Raw genomic sequence first — 15,030 nt, forward strand, 5'->3', positions numbered from 1 at the left:
AATTCCGCAACCGGGTTCGCTTCAGGCCGCAGCCGCGTGCGCGTGGCCGCCGACCATGCAGTGCTTGTGCTCGACGTGGTACGCGAATTCGTCCCAGTAGTGCTTGAGCATCCCGCGTACCGGCATCGCCGCCGCATCGCCGAGCGCACAGATCGTGCGGCCCATGATGTTCTCGGCAACCGAGTTCAGCAGGTCCAGATCTTCCTGACGGCCTTCGCCGTGCTCGATACGGTTCACGACGCGATACAGCCAGCCGGTGCCTTCGCGGCACGGCGTGCACTGGCCGCACGATTCCTCGTAGTAGAAGTACGACAGGCGCAGCAGCGAGCGCACCATGCAGCGCGTCTCGTCCATCACGATCACCGCGCCGGACCCGAGCATCGAGCCCGCCTTCGCGATCGAATCGTAGTCGAGATCGGTCTGCATCATGATGTCGCCCGGGATCACCGGCGCCGACGAACCGCCCGGAATCACGGCCTTGATCTTCTTGCCGCCGCGCATCCCGCCGGCGAGCTCCATCAGCGTCGCGAACGGCGTGCCGAGCGGCACTTCGTAGTTGCCCGGACGCTCGACGTCGCCCGACACCGAGAAAATCTTCGTGCCGCCGTTGTTCGGCTTGCCGATCTCAAGATAATTCTGCGGCCCGATGGACAGCAGGAACGGCACCGCGGCGAACGTCTCGGTGTTGTTGATCGTGGTCGGCTTGCCGTACACGCCGAAGCTCGCCGGGAACGGCGGCTTGAAGCGCGGCTGGCCCTTCTTGCCTTCGAGCGACTCGAGCAGCGCCGTTTCCTCGCCGCAGATGTACGCGCCGTAACCGTGGTGCGCGTGCAGCTGGAACGAGAATTCGGAGCCCATGATGTGGTCGCCGAGGAAACCTGCGGCGCGCGCTTCATCGAGCGCGGCCTCGAAGCGTCGATACACTTCGAAGATTTCGCCGTGGATGTAGTTGTAGCCGACGGTGATGCCCATCGCGTATGCGCCGATGGCCATGCCTTCGATCAGCGCGTGCGGGTTCCAGCGCAGGATGTCGCGATCCTTGAACGTGCCCGGCTCGCCTTCGTCCGAGTTGCAGACGAGGTACTTCTGCCCCGGGAACTGGCGCGGCATGAAGCTCCACTTCAGGCCGGTCGGGAAGCCCGCACCGCCACGGCCGCGCAGGCCCGACGCCTTGACGTCGGCGATCACCTGCTCGGGCGGAATCTTTTCTTCGAGAATGCGGCGCAGCTGCTTGTAGCCGCCGCGCGCGACGTAGTCTTCGAGATGCCAGTTCTCGCCGTTCAGACCGGCGAGGATCAGCGGTTTGATGTGACGGTCGTGGAGGGACGTCATTTCGAGAGCTCCTCAAGCAGCTGGTCGATCTTCTCGCGGCTCATGAAGCTGCACATTCTGTGATTGTTCACCAGCAGCACCGGCGCATCGCCGCACGAGCCCATGCATTCGCCTTCCTTCAGCGTGAACTTGCCGTCGGGCGTGGTTTCGCCGAAGCCGATGCCCAGCTTCTGTTTCAGGTAGTCGGCAGTCGCTTCCGCGCCGCCGTGCGGGCCAAGCTGGCACGGCAGGTTCGTGCAGAGCGTGATCTTGTGCTTGCCGACCGGGTTGAGCTCGTACATCGTGTAGAACGTCGCGACTTCCTGCACGGCGACGGCAGGCATGCCGAGATAGTCCGCAACGAACTGCATCAGTTCGGGCGACAGCCAGCCGTGCTCTTCCTGAGCAACGGCCAACGCCGACATCACGGCGGACTGTTTCTGATCGGCGGGATACTTCGTCAACGCGCGATCGATTTCCTTCAGGCCTTCAGCTGAGATCATTTTCAGACACGACTCTTTCAATTCCTACCGAACGGACAACCTGCCGCACACTGGGGTGCATGGACGACAGACCTGGCGCTCACTCTGTTGACAGCTTGCGAAGCCGCGCCGGTTAAGCGCGCATCGCATGTGACTTACTGCTCGCCGCCCGCGCTCGCGGGCGGCGCAACCATTAGCGGTCGATTTCGCCGAACACGATGTCCTGCGTACCGATGATCGTGACGGCGTCGGCGATCATGTGACCGCGCGCCATTTCGTCGAGCGACGCCAGGTGCGCAAAACCCGGTGCGCGAATCTTGAGGCGATACGGCTTGTTGGCACCGTCCGACACGAGGTAGATGCCGAACTCGCCCTTCGGATGCTCGACCGCCGCGTACGCTTCACCTTCCGGAACATGGAAACCTTCGGTGAAGAGCTTGAAGTGGTGAATCAAGTCTTCCATGTTGGTCTTCATGCCGACGCGCGACGGCGGTGCAACCTTGTGATTGTCCGTCATCACCGGGCCCGGATTCTTGCGGAGCCACTCAATACACTGTTTCGCGATACGGATCGACTGGCGCATTTCTTCGACGCGCACCAGATAGCGGTCGTAGCAATCGCCGTTCACGCCGACCGGCACGTCGAAATCCATGCGATCGTACACTTCGTACGGCTGCTTCTTGCGCAGATCCCATGCGATGCCCGAGCCGCGCAGCATCGGGCCCGTCAGGCCCATCTGCAGCGCACGTTCGGGGCTGACCACGCCGATCCCGACCAGACGCTGCTTCCAGATCCGGTTGTCGGTGAGCAGCGTTTCGTATTCGTCGACGCACTTCGGGAAGCGCGTGAAGAAATCGTCGATGAAGTCGAGCACCGAGCCGCTGCGCGCTTCGTTCATCTTCGCGAGCGCCTTCTCGTTGCGAATCTTCGACGCCTTGTATTGAGGCATCGCGTCAGGCAGGTCGCGGTAGACGCCGCCCGGACGATAGTACGCCGCGTGCATCCGCGCGCCGGACACCGCCTCGTACACGTCCATCAGGTCTTCGCGTTCGCGGAATGCGTACAGGAACACGGCCATCGCACCGACGTCGAGTGCATGCGCGCCGATCCACATCAGGTGGTTCAGCACGCGCGTGATCTCGTCGAACAGCACGCGGATGTACTGCGCGCGCTCCGGCACGTCGATGCCGAGCAGCTTTTCGATCGCGAGCACATAACCGTGCTCGTTGACCATCATCGACACGTAGTCGAGACGATCCATGTACGGCACGGACTGGATGAAGGTCTTGGATTCCGCGAGCTTTTCGGTCGCGCGGTGCAGCAGGCCGATGTGCGGATCGGCACGCTGGATGACTTCGCCGTCGAGCTCGAGCACGAGGCGCAGCACGCCGTGCGCTGCCGGGTGCTGCGGGCCGAAGTTGAGCGTGTAGTTCTTGATTTCTGCCATGACGCCCCCTTAATGTTTCAGACCGCCATAGCGATCCTCGCGGATCACGCGCGGCGTGATTTCGCGCGGCTCGATCGTCACCGGCTGGTACACGACCCGCTTCTCTTCCGGGTCGTAACGCATTTCGACATAACCCGACACCGGGAAGTCCTTGCGGAACGGGTGGCCGATGAAGCCGTAGTCGGTGAGGATGCGGCGCAGGTCGGGGTGGCCTTCGAACACGATGCCGTACAGGTCGAACGCTTCGCGCTCGTACCAGTTCGCGGAGGTCCAGATGTCGACCAGCGATGCCACGATCGGCAGGTCGTCGTCCGGCGCGAACGCGCGCAGGCGCAGGCGCCAGTTGTTCGTGACCGACAGCAGGTGCGACACGGCCGCGAAGCGCGGGCCGTCGTAGGCGCCGTCGCCGAAGGTCTGGTAGTCGACGCCGCAGAGGTCGATCAGTTGCTCGAAACGGAGCTTCGGATCGTCGCGCAGCGTCTTTGCGACTTCGAGGTAATCGCTCGCCTTCACGACGAGCGTCAGTTCACCGATCGCTTCGGTGAGGCTCACCACGCGCGCGCCGAGCGCGGCTTCGAGGTTTGCCTTGAGAATCTCGATTTTGCTTGCCATATTGAGGGGACGCTCGGGGCTTTATTGACGGGCGATGGTATTGGTGCGGCGGATCTTCGCCTGAAGCTGGATCACGCCGTAGACCAGCGCCTCGGCCGTGGGCGGGCAGCCCGGCACGTAGACGTCGACCGGCACGATCCGGTCGCAGCCGCGGACCACCGAGTACGAGTAGTGGTAATAACCACCGCCGTTCGCGCACGACCCCATCGAGATCACCCAGCGCGGCTCGGCCATCTGGTCGTACACGCGGCGCAGCGCGGGCGCCATCTTGTTGCAGAGCGTGCCGGCGACGATCATCACGTCCGACTGACGCGGACTCGGACGAAACACGACGCCGAACCGGTCCAGATCGTAACGGGCCGCGCCCGCATGCATCATCTCGACGGCGCAACACGCGAGCCCGAACGTCATCGGCCACAGCGAGCCGGTACGCGTCCAGTTGATCAGCTTGTCAGCCGTCGTGGTGACAAACCCTTCCTTCAAGACCCCTTCGATACTCATTTGCTTTCCACTCCAGACGAGCGACCGAGCGTGGCCGCCCATGCAAACCGGCGATTAACCCATCACTCCCAGTCGAGCCCGCCTTTCTTCCAGATATAGGCAAAGCCCAGCAGGAATTCGAGCAGGAAAATCATCATTGCGATGAAACCCGGCCAGCCGATATCCCGGAGCGCGACGCCCCACGGAAACAGGAATGCGGTTTCGAGATCGAAGATGATGAACAGGATGGCGACGAGGTAATACCGGACGTCGAATTTCATCCGGGCGTCTTCAAAGGCTTCGAAGCCGCACTCGTATGGTGCGTTCTTCTCGACGTCCGGCTTGTTGGGACCAAGGAGCTTGCCGATGCTGACCAGCGCTATACCTAAACCAGTGCCCACGAGGAGGAACAACAAGACGGGGTAATAGGCTGCGAGGTTCAAGGCAATCCTCTATCGGTTGGTTCTGAGCGTCCGGAGAATACCACTTCCGGCGGAAGGAATCATTTCGGAGTACAGGCGATCGCAAGACAATCGCAAGCACACCCCACAAATGAAAAATGCCAGCCACTGGAAGCGGCTGGCATTGAGCAACTTTGGTGCCGACGGCGAGACTCGAACTCGCACAGCTTTCGCCACTACCCCCTCAAGATAGCGTGTCTACCAATTTCACCACGTCGGCACTGCATGCAACTCGGGTTGTGCTGCTTGTTTCCCGCGAATCGCTTCAAGAATTAAATTCTAACCCGACTTCCGGAATTGTTCAACGCACAAACGCAAAAAATTTGACCTTTTATTTCGGGACATCCTGGCCCGGCGCGCTTGCCGCCGAACCCGCGGCAGCGGATGCCGCAACAGCCGGCGTCGACGCTGCAGGCGCCGATGCCGGTGCGGTCGCTGCCGCGCCGAGCACGCCTGCCGACGGCGTCGACTTGTACGAACCGAGGTACGTCAGCGCGAGCGTCGCGATAAAAAAGATCGTCGCGAGAATGCCCGTCGTGCGCGACAGGAAGTTCGCCGAGCCCGTCGCACCGAACAGGCTGCCCGACGCGCCGCTGCCGAATGCGGCGCCCATGTCGGCACCCTTGCCGTGCTGCAACAGCACGAGACCAATCACACCGAGTGCAGACAGTACCTGCACCACAATAATCAGCGTCTTGAATAACAGCATCACACCCACCCGATTGGATCAGGCGACCGGATCGACCGGCCGCCGTCATGGTTCAATTCGATCGCGGACCGCTCAACGCGCGGCCCGGCAGATCGCCAGGAAATCTTCCGCCTTCAGCGACGCGCCGCCGATCAGGCCACCGTCGATGTCCGGCTGCGCAAACAGCTCTTCCGCGTTGTCCGGCTTCACGCTGCCGCCGTACAGCACGGACACGTCAGCCGCGCCCTTTGCCGCGAGACGCGCACGCAGGAACGCGTGCACGTCCTGTGCCTGCGCCGACGTCGCGCTCTTGCCCGTGCCGATCGCCCAGACCGGCTCGTACGCGACGACGATACGTGCAGCCTCGTCGGCCGTCAGCACGGCCAGCACCGCGTCGAGCTGCGCACCGACGACCTGCTCGGTCGCGCCCGACTCGCGCTCGTCGAGCGTCTCGCCGACGCACACGACCGGCGTGAGGCCGGCCGCGAGCGCGCGCTGCGCCTTCGCCGCGACCGTCTCGTTGCGCTCGCCGTGATACGCGCGACGCTCCGAGTGGCCGACGATCGCATAGCGCGCACCGAATTCCGCAACCATCGCGGCCGCCACTTCGCCGGTGAACGCGCCCTGTTCGTGCGCGGACACGTCCTGCGCGCCCCAGGCGACACGGCCGCCGTCGAGCTGCGCCTGAACCTGCGCGAGATACGGGAACGGCACGCACACGCCGACCGACGTTTCGGCCGCCACCGCGCCCGCGCCCTGCACCACTTCGTTCAACAACGCCTGGTTGCCGGCCAGCCGGCCGTGCATCTTCCAGTTGCCGATCACCCGCTTAGTTCTCTGTTTCGACATCGTGTCTGTCTCGTCACCGCTGTGTCATTGACGCGCCGGAAACCGGCCGTCAGGTTTGATCTGGCGAAGCAAACCGGCGATTTTACTGCGCGCGGCTTGAACCGGTCAAACCGCGCATGTCAAGCCCGGCCGCATGGGCCGTCAGGCGTTCGTACCCCAATCGAGCACGATCTTGCCGGTGTGCTCGCTGCTTTCCATCAGCGCATGCGCCTGCGCGGCTTCCGCGGCCGGCAGCACGCGATAGATCACCGGCTTGATGCGGCCGTCCGCGATCAGCGGCCACACGCGCGCCTTCAGTTGCGCGGCGATGCGCGCCTTGAACTCGACCGGGCGCGGCCGCAGCGTGGAACCCGTGACCGTCAGCCGGCGCCGCAGGATCTCGCTCAGGTTGACGTCGGCCTTCGCACCGCCGAGCAGCGCGATCAGCACGAGACGGCCGCCGTCCGCGAGCGCGGACAGCTCGCGCGGCACGTACGAACCCGCCACCATGTCAAGGATCACGTCGACGCCGCGATCGTGCGTCAGCGACTTCACGACCTCGACGAAGTCTTCGGTCTTGTAGTTGATTGCGCGCTCCGCGCCAAGCGCCTCGCACGCACGGCACTTGTCGGCGGTGCCGGCCGTCGCGAACACGCGAAAACCGAGCGCATGCGCGATCTGGATCGCCGTCACGCCGATGCCGCTCGAGCCGCCCTGCACGAGCAGCGTCTCCTGCTCGCCACCCTCGCCCGCGCCGAGCTGCGCACGGTCGAACACGTTGCTCCATACGGTGAAGAACGTTTCGGGAAGCGACGCGGCCTCGATATCGGTGAGCCCGTCGGGCACCGGCAGGCATTGCGGCAACGGCGCGACCGCATACTCGGCATAACCGCCGCCCGCGAGCAGCGCACACACGCGATCGCCGAGCTTCAGACCGAACGGGTTCAGCGCGGCATCGGACAGGTCGCCGCCGACGATCTCGCCCGCGACCTCGAGGCCCGGCAGGTCCGACGCGCCCGGCGGCGGCGCATAGGCGCCCTTGCGCTGGAATACGTCGGGCCGGTTCACGCCGGAAGCCGCCACCTTGATCAGCACCTCGCCGCGCTTCGGTTCGGGGCGCGGACGCTCCGCAAGCTTCAGCACGTCGGGGGCGCCGAATTCGGTGATTTCGATGGCTTTCATGGTGACGGTGGCTCCAGGATCGGAATCGGATGGCGCGCCCGTGCGCGTAGCACGGACGCCTCGCCGGCGCTGCTGCGCCGCACAACGATGCTACAGAAAAAACGGCCGGCGCGCTTTCGCGCTGCCGGCCGTTGGTCCGCCTGCCCGCTTACTGCTGCGGCGGCGCGTCCGACTGCGACGCCGCCGCTGCTTCATTCAGCAGCGCCTTTGCCGACAGACGCACACGACCCTTCTCGTCCGTCTGGATCACCTTGACCTTGACCTGCTGGCCTTCCTTCAGGTAGTCGTTGATGTCCTTCACGCGCTCGTTGACGATTTCCGAGATGTGCAGCAGGCCGTCCTTGCCCGGCAGCAGGTTCACGATCGCACCGAAATCGAGCAGCTTCAGCACCGTGCCTTCGTACACCTGGCCGACTTCGATCTCGGCCGTGATGTTCTCGATGCGCTTCTTCGCTTCGGCCATGCCGTCGCTGTTCGTGCTCGCGATCGTCACGACGCCGTCGTCCGAGATGTCGATGGTCGTACCCGTTTCTTCCGTCAGCGCGCGGATCACCGAACCGCCCTTGCCGATCACGTCGCGGATCTTTTCCGGGTTGATCTTGATCGTGATCATGCGCGGCGCGAATTCCGACAGTTGCGTGTTCGCACCCGAGACCGCCGACGTCATCTTGCCGAGGATGTGCATGCGGCCTTCCTTCGCCTGCGCGAGCGCGACCTGCATGATTTCCTTCGTGATGCCCTGGATCTTGATGTCCATCTGCAGCGCCGTCACGCCTTGCTCCGTGCCGGCCACCTTGAAGTCCATGTCGCCGAGGTGATCTTCGTCGCCGAGGATGTCGGTCAGCACCGCGAACTTGTTGCCTTCGAGGATCAGGCCCATCGCGATGCCCGCGACGTGCGCCTTCATCGGCACGCCGGCGTCCATCAGCGCGAGGCAGCCGCCGCACACCGATGCCATCGACGACGAACCGTTCGATTCGGTGATTTCCGACACGACGCGGATCGAGTAGCCGAATTCGTCGGCGCTCGGCAGGCACTTGACCAGCGCGCGCTTCGCGAGGCGGCCGTGGCCGATTTCGCGGCGCTTCGGCGAGCCGACGCGGCCCGTTTCGCCGGTCGCGAACGGGGGCATGTTGTAGTGGAGCATGAAGCGCTCGCGGTACTCGCCTTCGAGCGCGTCGATGATCTGCTCGTCACCCTTCGTGCCGAGCGTCGCGACGACCAGCGCCTGCGTCTCGCCGCGCGTGAACAGCGCCGAGCCGTGGGTGCGCGGCAGCACGCCGGTGCGGATCTCGATCGGGCGCACGGTGCGCGTGTCGCGGCCGTCGATGCGCGGCTCGCCGTTCAGGATCTGCGAACGGACGATCTTTGCCTCGATGTCGAACAGCACGTTGCCGACGGTAGCCTTGTCGGCAGCAACCGTGCCGGCCGCCAGTGCGTCTTCCTCGAGCTTCGCCGAAGTCGCCGAATAGACTTCCTTCAGCTTCGTCGAGCGAGCCTGCTTGTCGCGGAGCTGGTAAGCGGCGAGCAGGTCGTTCTGCGCCAGCTCGGTCACGCGTGCGATCAGCGCCTCGTTCTTCGGCGCCGGCTGCCAGTCCCACTCGGGCTTGCCGCCTTCGCGCACCAGTTCGTGGATCGCGTCGATCGCCACTTGCATCTGCTCGTGGCCGAACACCACGGCGCCCAGCATCACGTCTTCCGACAGTTGGTCGGCTTCCGACTCGACCATCAGCACCGCGCGTTCCGTACCCGCGACGACGAGGTCAAGGCTCGATGCCTTGATCTGGTCACGCGTCGGGTTCAGCACGTAGGCGTTGTCGATGTACGCGACGCGCGCGGCACCGACCGGGCCGTTGAACGGCAGGCCCGACACGGCGAGCGCAGCCGATGCGCCGATCAGCGCGGGGATGTCCGCAGGGATTTCCGGGTTCACGGACAGCACGTGGATCACGACCTGGACTTCGTTGTAGAAGCCTTCCGGGAACAGCGGGCGGAGCGGTCTGTCGATCAGGCGCGACGTCAGCGTCTCGTGCTCCGACGGACGGCCTTCGCGGCGGAAGAAGCCGCCCGGGATCTTGCCTGCCGAGTAGGTCTTTTCGAGGTAGTCGACGGTCAGCGGGAAGAAGTCCTGGCCCGGCTTCGCCGACTTCGCGCCGACGACGGTTGCCAGCACGACGGTGTCTTCGACGTCGACGATCACGGCGCCGCTTGCCTGGCGAGCGACTTCACCGGTTTCGAGGCGCACCTTGTGCTGGCCCCACTGGAATTCCTTCACGACCTTGTTGAACATGGACATGGTTGCTCCTTTGAATTCATGCATTTCATTCGCCGCACAGGCCATCCCGCGCGGCGGCGTCCCGACCGAATCACCCGGAGCAAGGTGTGTTTTTTATGCCATTCCAGCGCGGCGCTCGAGCAGCGACGCGCTGGAATGACACAAATCCCGACCCCGGTATCAGCCGTTGCGGCAGCCCGGCACGAACGTGCCTGACAGCCTGCGATGCGTGTGACGCTACGCACCGCGCAAAAACAAAATGCCTGTATCAGCGGACTGACACAGGCATCTTGCTGGCGGCAATCGCCTCGATTACTTACGCAGACCCAGCTTCTCGATCAGTGCGCGGTAACGGTCGGCATCCTTGCCCTTGAGGTAGTCGAGCAGCTTGCGGCGGCGGCTAACCATGCGCAGCAGGCCGCGGCGGCTGTGGTGATCCTTCGCGTGGGTCTTGAAGTGACCCGTCAGTTCGACGATACGTGCGGTCAGCAGTGCGACCTGGACTTCGGGCGACCCCGTGTCGTTGGTACCGCGGGCGAACTGAGCAACGACTTCCGACTTCTTGATATCTGCAACAGACATGTGATTTCCTTAGTTTCCTACTTTCTAACTGAACAAGCGGACACGGAAGAATGGCCGTGCCGTGACTTACAACCGGCGGGCATTGTAACACAACTCCACACCGTTCCTACCGCCCCTGTCACGGGCGCGTCATCGAACAGGTCGACGGCATTTCCGTGCGCTGCGCCGGCGCCGCCAGCACCGTCCGGAAGCCGTAGCCCGAACCCTCGTTATCGAAGCGCACCCCCGGCTTGCCGACCTTGTCCATCTCCATCACGTAAAGGGGCTGGATCAACTGATGATCCTGTGCGCGCATCCGCGACGCATGGAAGCCGTCGTCGAACGACAGGCCCTCGAGCGCACGCGCGACCGCAACGGGGTCGGCCGACCCGGCACGGTTCATCGCGGTGGCCAGCATTTCGATCATCAGGCTCATCCGCCGCACCGGATAGTCGTCCTGCGCGGCCGGGAAACGGGTCCGGAACGCGCGGTAGAACGCGTCGGATTTCGCGCCGCCCGCGTTCGGGTGCCAGTCCGCCACGGCGACGACCCGCCCGACGCCCGCATCGCCGAGCGCGGCCGGCGCGCCGAGGCTGTTGCCGTAGAACGTATAGAACTTCGCATTCAGCCCCTGCTCGCGCGCCGCCTTCACGAGCAGCGTGAGGTCGTTGCCCCAGTTGCCGGTCACGACGGCGTCCGCGCCGCTCGCGCGGATCTTCGCGATATACGGCGAGAAATCCTTGATCCGGCCGATCGGGTGGAATTCATCGCCGGCGATCGTCACGTCCGGGCGCCGCGCGGCCAGCGCCTGCCGCGCGAGCGTGCTGACGTCGTGGCCGAAACTGTAGTCCTGGTTCAGCAGATAGACCTTGCGCAGCGCGCGGTCGCGCGCCATCACGTCCGCGAGCGCGGCCATCCGCATCCCCGCGTGCGCGTCGAAGCGGAAATGCCAGAAACTGCAGCGCGCGCCGGTCAGCGCCGGGTCGTCGGCCGAATAGTTGAGGAACAGCATCCGGTTGTCCGGATCGCGTGCGTTCAGCTTGTCGAGCGCCGCGACGAGCGCTGCCGCGACGGCCGAACTGTTGCCCTGCGCGACGAAACCGATATGCCGGTCCGCGGCCGCGCGCAACTGCACGAGCGCCTCCTCCGGGCTGCCCTTGCTGTCGAGCACGACGAGTTCGAGCGGATGCGCGCCGTCGCGCAGCTTCACGCCGCCCGCCGCGTTGACCCGCTCGATGCCGAAGCGCAGGTTGCGCTCGACCGCCGCGCCCGCGTTCGCGAACGGGCCCGACATCCCTTCGATCAGCGCGATCCGCACCGGCTCGCCGCCGGCAAACGCGGACGACACCAGCATCCACCCCGCGCTCAACGCGAGCGCGCATCGCTTCCACCCCTGCATCGGCTACCTGCCCTTCGATCTGCCCGAGAAGCGCGGATCATAGGCCGGCGCCCCTGCCGGCCGCAAGCGCGACAGCGCCGGCGATCCGTACCGATTTTTTCAGCGCGATGTGCCGTCGCGCGCCGTCCGTGATAAAACGGAACTTGTTTCCGTATTCTGGAGAATCCCATGCGCATACGCATTCCCGCGCGCCTGCCGGTGCTGCTCGCCTGTGCCGCCGCGCTGCTGGCCGGTTGCGCACAACCGTGGCAGCAATACCAGGCCGGCCAGGACGAGTCGGCGATCGTCGCGCGCATGGGCCCGCCGCGCGAGATCTACGACCTGCCCGGCGGCGGCAAGCGCCTGATGTGGCCGACCCAGCCGATGGGCGAGGTCACGGTCGCGGCCGACGTCGACGCGGCCCACAAGATCGTCAACGTACGCCAGGTGCTGCAGCCGAGCGAGTTCTATCGTGCGGAGATCGGCAAGTGGACGAAGACCGATGTCCTCGTCAATTTCGGACGCCCCGTCGAGACATCCTACTTCCCGCTGATGAAGCGCGAGGTGTGGACGTACCGGTATCTCGAGGACAACGTCTGGTACATGATGTACAGCTTCTACTTCGATCCGCAGGGCATCCTGCGCATCACACAGAAAACGCCGGACCCGCTGCACGATCCCGATCGCCGCAACATGTTCTGACCGATTACGCATTTACGCGCAATTCTCACAATGGCCATTCACGAATTATTGCGTGAATGGCCATTTCCTTTTTTCCGCCATCCGATTAATCCAGAAAATACGACGGAAATCTTTTCCGATCGATGACGGTTCGATGGCGACACGCTGAAATCCCCGCCATACGGGCCTGTGCGTGGAAACAGGCATGTGCAATGCATGTCATGCGTTGAGTTGGTGCATGCGATGCACTACGCCAAACCAATTTGAAACAATTTGTTTCAATGCTCCGCAGTGCTAGGGCATACCCCTAATATCGGTCGAAATTCAACCTTTCAAATTAGAAAGAATCCTATTGCGCCATTTCGGTCGATATTTATTTGCCTTTGTCATAAAGGAGTCCTCATGAACCATCCCAAGAGCATGCTGGTCGCCAACATCGCGTGGGCCCGCGAAACGCGCGAACACACGCCCGGCTTTTTCGACGCGCTCGCGCGCGGCCAGAATCCGCGCGTGCTGTGGATCGGCTGCTCGGACAGCCGCGTGCCCGCCGAAACCATCACGCACTGCGCGCCCGGCGAGCTGTTCGTCCATCGCAACATCGCGAACCTGTTCCATCCCGACGACGACAATTCCGCCAGCGTGCTCGAGTACGCGGTGCGTGTGCTGCAGGTCGACCACGTGATCGTGTGCGGACACTACGGGTGCGGCGGCGTGCGCGCGTCGCTGCTGCCGCCGCCGTCCGAGCTGCCGCACGTCGCGCGCCGCATCGCACCGCTCTGCGCGCTCGCGCGGCGCCATCGCGACACGCTCGACGGACTCGACGACACGGCCGCTGCGGACCGCCTCGCCGAGCTGAACGTGCTCGAACAGGTGCGGCTGCTGCGCGCGTCGCCGATCGTGCGCGGCCGGGAACGGCCGCCGCTCGTGCACGGCTGGATCTTTTCGCTCGCCGACGGCCGCCTGCAGGAACTCGATTCCGGCTACGCGACGCTGCCCGGCGACGTCGAACCCGTGCAGCCCGCAACGGCCGCCGCGCTCGGCTGATTCATCCCCTTTACGCCAATGAAATCGCCCCAACCATGAAACTGAACGAGCGCCTGTCCACCCTGCCGCGCGACATCGTCGCCGGCATCGTCGTTTTCCTCGTCGCGCTGCCGCTCTGTCTCGGTATCGCCAATGCGTCCGGCGTCGAGCCGTTCGCCGGGCTCGTATCCGGCATCGTCGGCGGCATCGTCGTCGCGCTGCTGAGCGGCTCGTCGCTGTCGGTCAGCGGGCCGGCCGCCGGCCTCGTCGTGATCGTCGTCGAAGGGATCGCGCAACTCGGCAGCTTCTCCGCGTTCCTGCTCGCGGTGCTGCTGTCCGGCGTGCTGCAGTTCGGGTTCGGCATGCTGCGCGCCGGCCGTTTCGCCGCCTACGTGCCGTCGCCCGTCATCAAGGGCATGCTCGCCGCGATCGGCCTGCTGCTGATCGTGAAGCAGATTCCGTTCGCATTCGGCATCGGCGGCTCGACCGCGCAATCGTTTGCGAACTGGCCGGGCCTGCCGGTCGCGTGGGCCGCCACGGCCATCGCGCTCGCATCGCTCGCGCTGCTGATCGTGTGGGACACGCCCGCGCTGCGCCGCTTCGCTCTGGTGCGTTCGGTCCCCGCGCCGCTCGCGGTCGTCGTGCTGGGCATCGGCGCGACGCTCGTGCTTGGCTTCGTCGCGCCGTCGGTCGCGCCGGACGCCGCCCATCGCGTGACGCTGCCCGAGCTCGGATCGTTCGCGGCCTTCGCGGCATCGCTCAAGCACGCGGAGCTCGGCCCGAACTTCGCGCAGCTCGTCAATCCGGACGTTTGGCGCGTCGCGATCACGCTCGCGGTCGTCGCAAGCCTCGAGACGCTGCTGAGCCTCGAAGCGGTCGAGCAGATCGACCCGAAGCGCCGGCCCACCCAGCCCGACCGCGAACTGAAGGCCCAGGGCGTCGGCAATCTCGTCGCGGGCGCGTTCGGCGGCCTGCCGATCACGTCGGTGATCGTGCGCAGCTCGGTCAACGTCAATGCGGGCGCGCAAAGCCGGATGTCGGCGATCGTCCACGGGATGCTGCTGCTCGCGAGCGTGTTCGCGCTCACCGGCCTGATCAACCTGATCCCGCTCGCGAGCCTCGCCGCGATCCTGATCCATACCGGCTTCAAGCTCGCGAAACCGGCGCTGTTCCGCTCGGTGATGAAGCAGGGGCCGGCCGCGTTCGTGCCGTTCGCCGCAACGATCGCCGGCGTGCTCGCGGTCGACCTGCTGTTCGGCATCGCGCTCGGCCTCGCATGCAGCGTGCTGGCGGTCGCCGTCGCGAACCTGAAGAGCCCCGTCACGCTCGCTCAGCACGACGATCACTTCCTGCTGTCGTTCCGCAAGGACGTGTCGTTTCTCGGCAAGGTGCAGGTCAAGCACCACCTGCGGCACATTCCGGACCGGGCGGCGGTCATCATCGACGCGACGCGCGCCGACTACATCGATCACGACGTGCTCGAACTGGTCGACGCGTTCGTCGCCGATGCGCCGCGGCGCGGAATCGCGGTCGAGTTCCGCCGACGCAACCCGGCGCCCCGCCCGGCCGCGCGCCGCTGGCTGTTCCGCGCGCCGGCCGCCGAATGAGCGACAGATGAAAC

General features: G+C 64.9%; 13 protein-coding genes, 1 tRNA gene and 1 pseudogene. 2 read left to right on the top strand and 13 right to left on the bottom strand.

Translation table 11 applies throughout. The annotated features are described in order from the left end of the window. Positions 1 to 21: 21 nt before the first annotated feature. The 13 genes from nuoF to GD429_RS07550 form a co-directional block, all read right to left on the bottom strand. Positions 22 to 1,332, bottom strand: a complete 1,311-nt coding sequence (gene nuoF / locus GD429_RS07485) for an NADH-quinone oxidoreductase subunit NuoF (protein WP_034184889.1) — start codon at positions 1,330 to 1,332, stop codon at positions 22 to 24. Further along, positions 1,329 to 1,814 carry an NADH-quinone oxidoreductase subunit NuoE gene (nuoE, locus tag GD429_RS07490; RefSeq protein WP_006756903.1) on the bottom strand — a complete coding sequence of 162 codons (486 nt, stop codon included), beginning with the start codon at positions 1,812 to 1,814 and terminating at the stop codon, positions 1,329 to 1,331. The genes nuoF and nuoE overlap by 4 nt, the downstream gene beginning before the upstream one ends. Before the next feature lie 172 nt (positions 1,815 to 1,986). Next, positions 1,987 to 3,240, bottom strand: a complete 1,254-nt coding sequence (locus GD429_RS07495) for an NADH-quinone oxidoreductase subunit D (RefSeq protein WP_034184888.1) — start codon at positions 3,238 to 3,240, stop codon at positions 1,987 to 1,989. 9 nt (positions 3,241 to 3,249) lie between these two features. Continuing rightward, complete coding sequence (locus GD429_RS07500; protein WP_105390971.1) at positions 3,250 to 3,852, bottom strand: NADH-quinone oxidoreductase subunit C; 603 nt, start codon at positions 3,850 to 3,852, stop codon at positions 3,250 to 3,252. Between the two features lie 21 nt (positions 3,853 to 3,873). Continuing rightward, positions 3,874 to 4,353 (bottom strand): NuoB/complex I 20 kDa subunit family protein, encoded by a 480-nt coding sequence (locus GD429_RS07505; protein WP_006398799.1) that lies wholly within the window; start codon positions 4,351 to 4,353, stop codon positions 3,874 to 3,876. Between the two features lie 62 nt (positions 4,354 to 4,415). Next, the gene (locus GD429_RS07510; RefSeq protein WP_006398798.1) at positions 4,416 to 4,775 is read right to left on the bottom strand and encodes an NADH-quinone oxidoreductase subunit A; all 360 of its coding nucleotides are present in this window, start codon (positions 4,773 to 4,775) and stop codon (positions 4,416 to 4,418) included. 153 nt (positions 4,776 to 4,928) lie between these two features. Further along, positions 4,929 to 5,013, bottom strand: a tRNA-Leu gene (locus GD429_RS07515). Between the two features lie 111 nt (positions 5,014 to 5,124). Beyond that, complete coding sequence (secG, locus tag GD429_RS07520) at positions 5,125 to 5,502, bottom strand: preprotein translocase subunit SecG (protein WP_152856376.1); 378 nt, start codon at positions 5,500 to 5,502, stop codon at positions 5,125 to 5,127. A gap of 72 nt (positions 5,503 to 5,574) precedes the next feature. After that, positions 5,575 to 6,330 carry a triose-phosphate isomerase gene (gene tpiA, locus GD429_RS07525; protein WP_152856377.1) on the bottom strand — a complete coding sequence of 252 codons (756 nt, stop codon included), beginning with the start codon at positions 6,328 to 6,330 and terminating at the stop codon, positions 5,575 to 5,577. 141 nt (positions 6,331 to 6,471) lie between these two features. Continuing rightward, entirely contained in the window at positions 6,472 to 7,491 is a 1,020-nt protein-coding gene (locus GD429_RS07530) for an NAD(P)H-quinone oxidoreductase (RefSeq protein WP_047898612.1), read from the bottom strand. A gap of 148 nt (positions 7,492 to 7,639) precedes the next feature. Next, a complete protein-coding gene (gene pnp / locus GD429_RS07535; protein ID WP_152856378.1) occupies positions 7,640 to 9,787 on the bottom strand; it encodes a polyribonucleotide nucleotidyltransferase in 2,148 nt (715 codons plus the stop codon). A gap of 291 nt (positions 9,788 to 10,078) precedes the next feature. Beyond that, a complete protein-coding gene (rpsO, locus tag GD429_RS07545) occupies positions 10,079 to 10,348 on the bottom strand; it encodes a 30S ribosomal protein S15 (protein ID WP_006398792.1) in 270 nt (89 codons plus the stop codon). Between the two features lie 118 nt (positions 10,349 to 10,466). After that, complete coding sequence (locus GD429_RS07550) at positions 10,467 to 11,726, bottom strand: branched-chain amino acid ABC transporter substrate-binding protein (protein ID WP_152856379.1); 1,260 nt, start codon at positions 11,724 to 11,726, stop codon at positions 10,467 to 10,469. 168 nt (positions 11,727 to 11,894) lie between these two features. On the opposite strand from GD429_RS07550, the gene GD429_RS07555 reads away from it, so the two are divergent. After that, positions 11,895 to 12,407, top strand: coding sequence for a hypothetical protein (locus tag GD429_RS07555; RefSeq protein WP_152856380.1), 513 nt, complete (start codon positions 11,895 to 11,897; stop codon positions 12,405 to 12,407). 494 nt (positions 12,408 to 12,901) lie between these two features. Next, positions 12,902 to 15,016 (top strand): annotated as a pseudogene (locus GD429_RS07565) (SulP family inorganic anion transporter); the annotation flags it as partial. Between the last annotated feature and the right edge of the window lie 14 nt (positions 15,017 to 15,030).

Source organism: Burkholderia sp. BE17 (assembly GCF_009362305.1).
GTDB lineage: Bacteria > Pseudomonadota > Gammaproteobacteria > Burkholderiales > Burkholderiaceae > Burkholderia > Burkholderia pyrrocinia_C.

Excerpts from the sequence above, each read along its gene's own strand:
- secG (WP_152856376.1), bottom strand. The coding sequence starts at position 5,502 with ATGCTGTTATTCAAGACGCTGATTATTGTGGTGCAGGTACTGTCTGCA.
- nuoE (WP_006756903.1), bottom strand. The coding sequence starts at position 1,814 with ATGATCTCAGCTGAAGGCCTGAAGGAAATCGATCGCGCGTTGACGAAG.
- GD429_RS07505 (WP_006398799.1), bottom strand. The coding sequence starts at position 4,353 with ATGAGTATCGAAGGGGTCTTGAAGGAAGGGTTTGTCACCACGACGGCT.
- GD429_RS07495 (WP_034184888.1), bottom strand. The coding sequence starts at position 3,240 with ATGGCAGAAATCAAGAACTACACGCTCAACTTCGGCCCGCAGCACCCG.
- pnp (WP_152856378.1), bottom strand. The coding sequence starts at position 9,787 with ATGTCCATGTTCAACAAGGTCGTGAAGGAATTCCAGTGGGGCCAGCAC.
- tpiA (WP_152856377.1), bottom strand. The coding sequence starts at position 6,330 with ATGTCGAAACAGAGAACTAAGCGGGTGATCGGCAACTGGAAGATGCAC.
- GD429_RS07550 (WP_152856379.1), bottom strand. The coding sequence starts at position 11,726 with ATGCAGGGGTGGAAGCGATGCGCGCTCGCGTTGAGCGCGGGGTGGATG.
- GD429_RS07530 (WP_047898612.1), bottom strand. The coding sequence starts at position 7,491 with ATGAAAGCCATCGAAATCACCGAATTCGGCGCCCCCGACGTGCTGAAG.
- GD429_RS07555 (WP_152856380.1), top strand. The coding sequence starts at position 11,895 with ATGCGCATACGCATTCCCGCGCGCCTGCCGGTGCTGCTCGCCTGTGCC.
- nuoF (WP_034184889.1), bottom strand. The coding sequence starts at position 1,332 with ATGACGTCCCTCCACGACCGTCACATCAAACCGCTGATCCTCGCCGGT.
- GD429_RS07500 (WP_105390971.1), bottom strand. The coding sequence starts at position 3,852 with ATGGCAAGCAAAATCGAGATTCTCAAGGCAAACCTCGAAGCCGCGCTC.
- rpsO (WP_006398792.1), bottom strand. The coding sequence starts at position 10,348 with ATGTCTGTTGCAGATATCAAGAAGTCGGAAGTCGTTGCTCAGTTCGCC.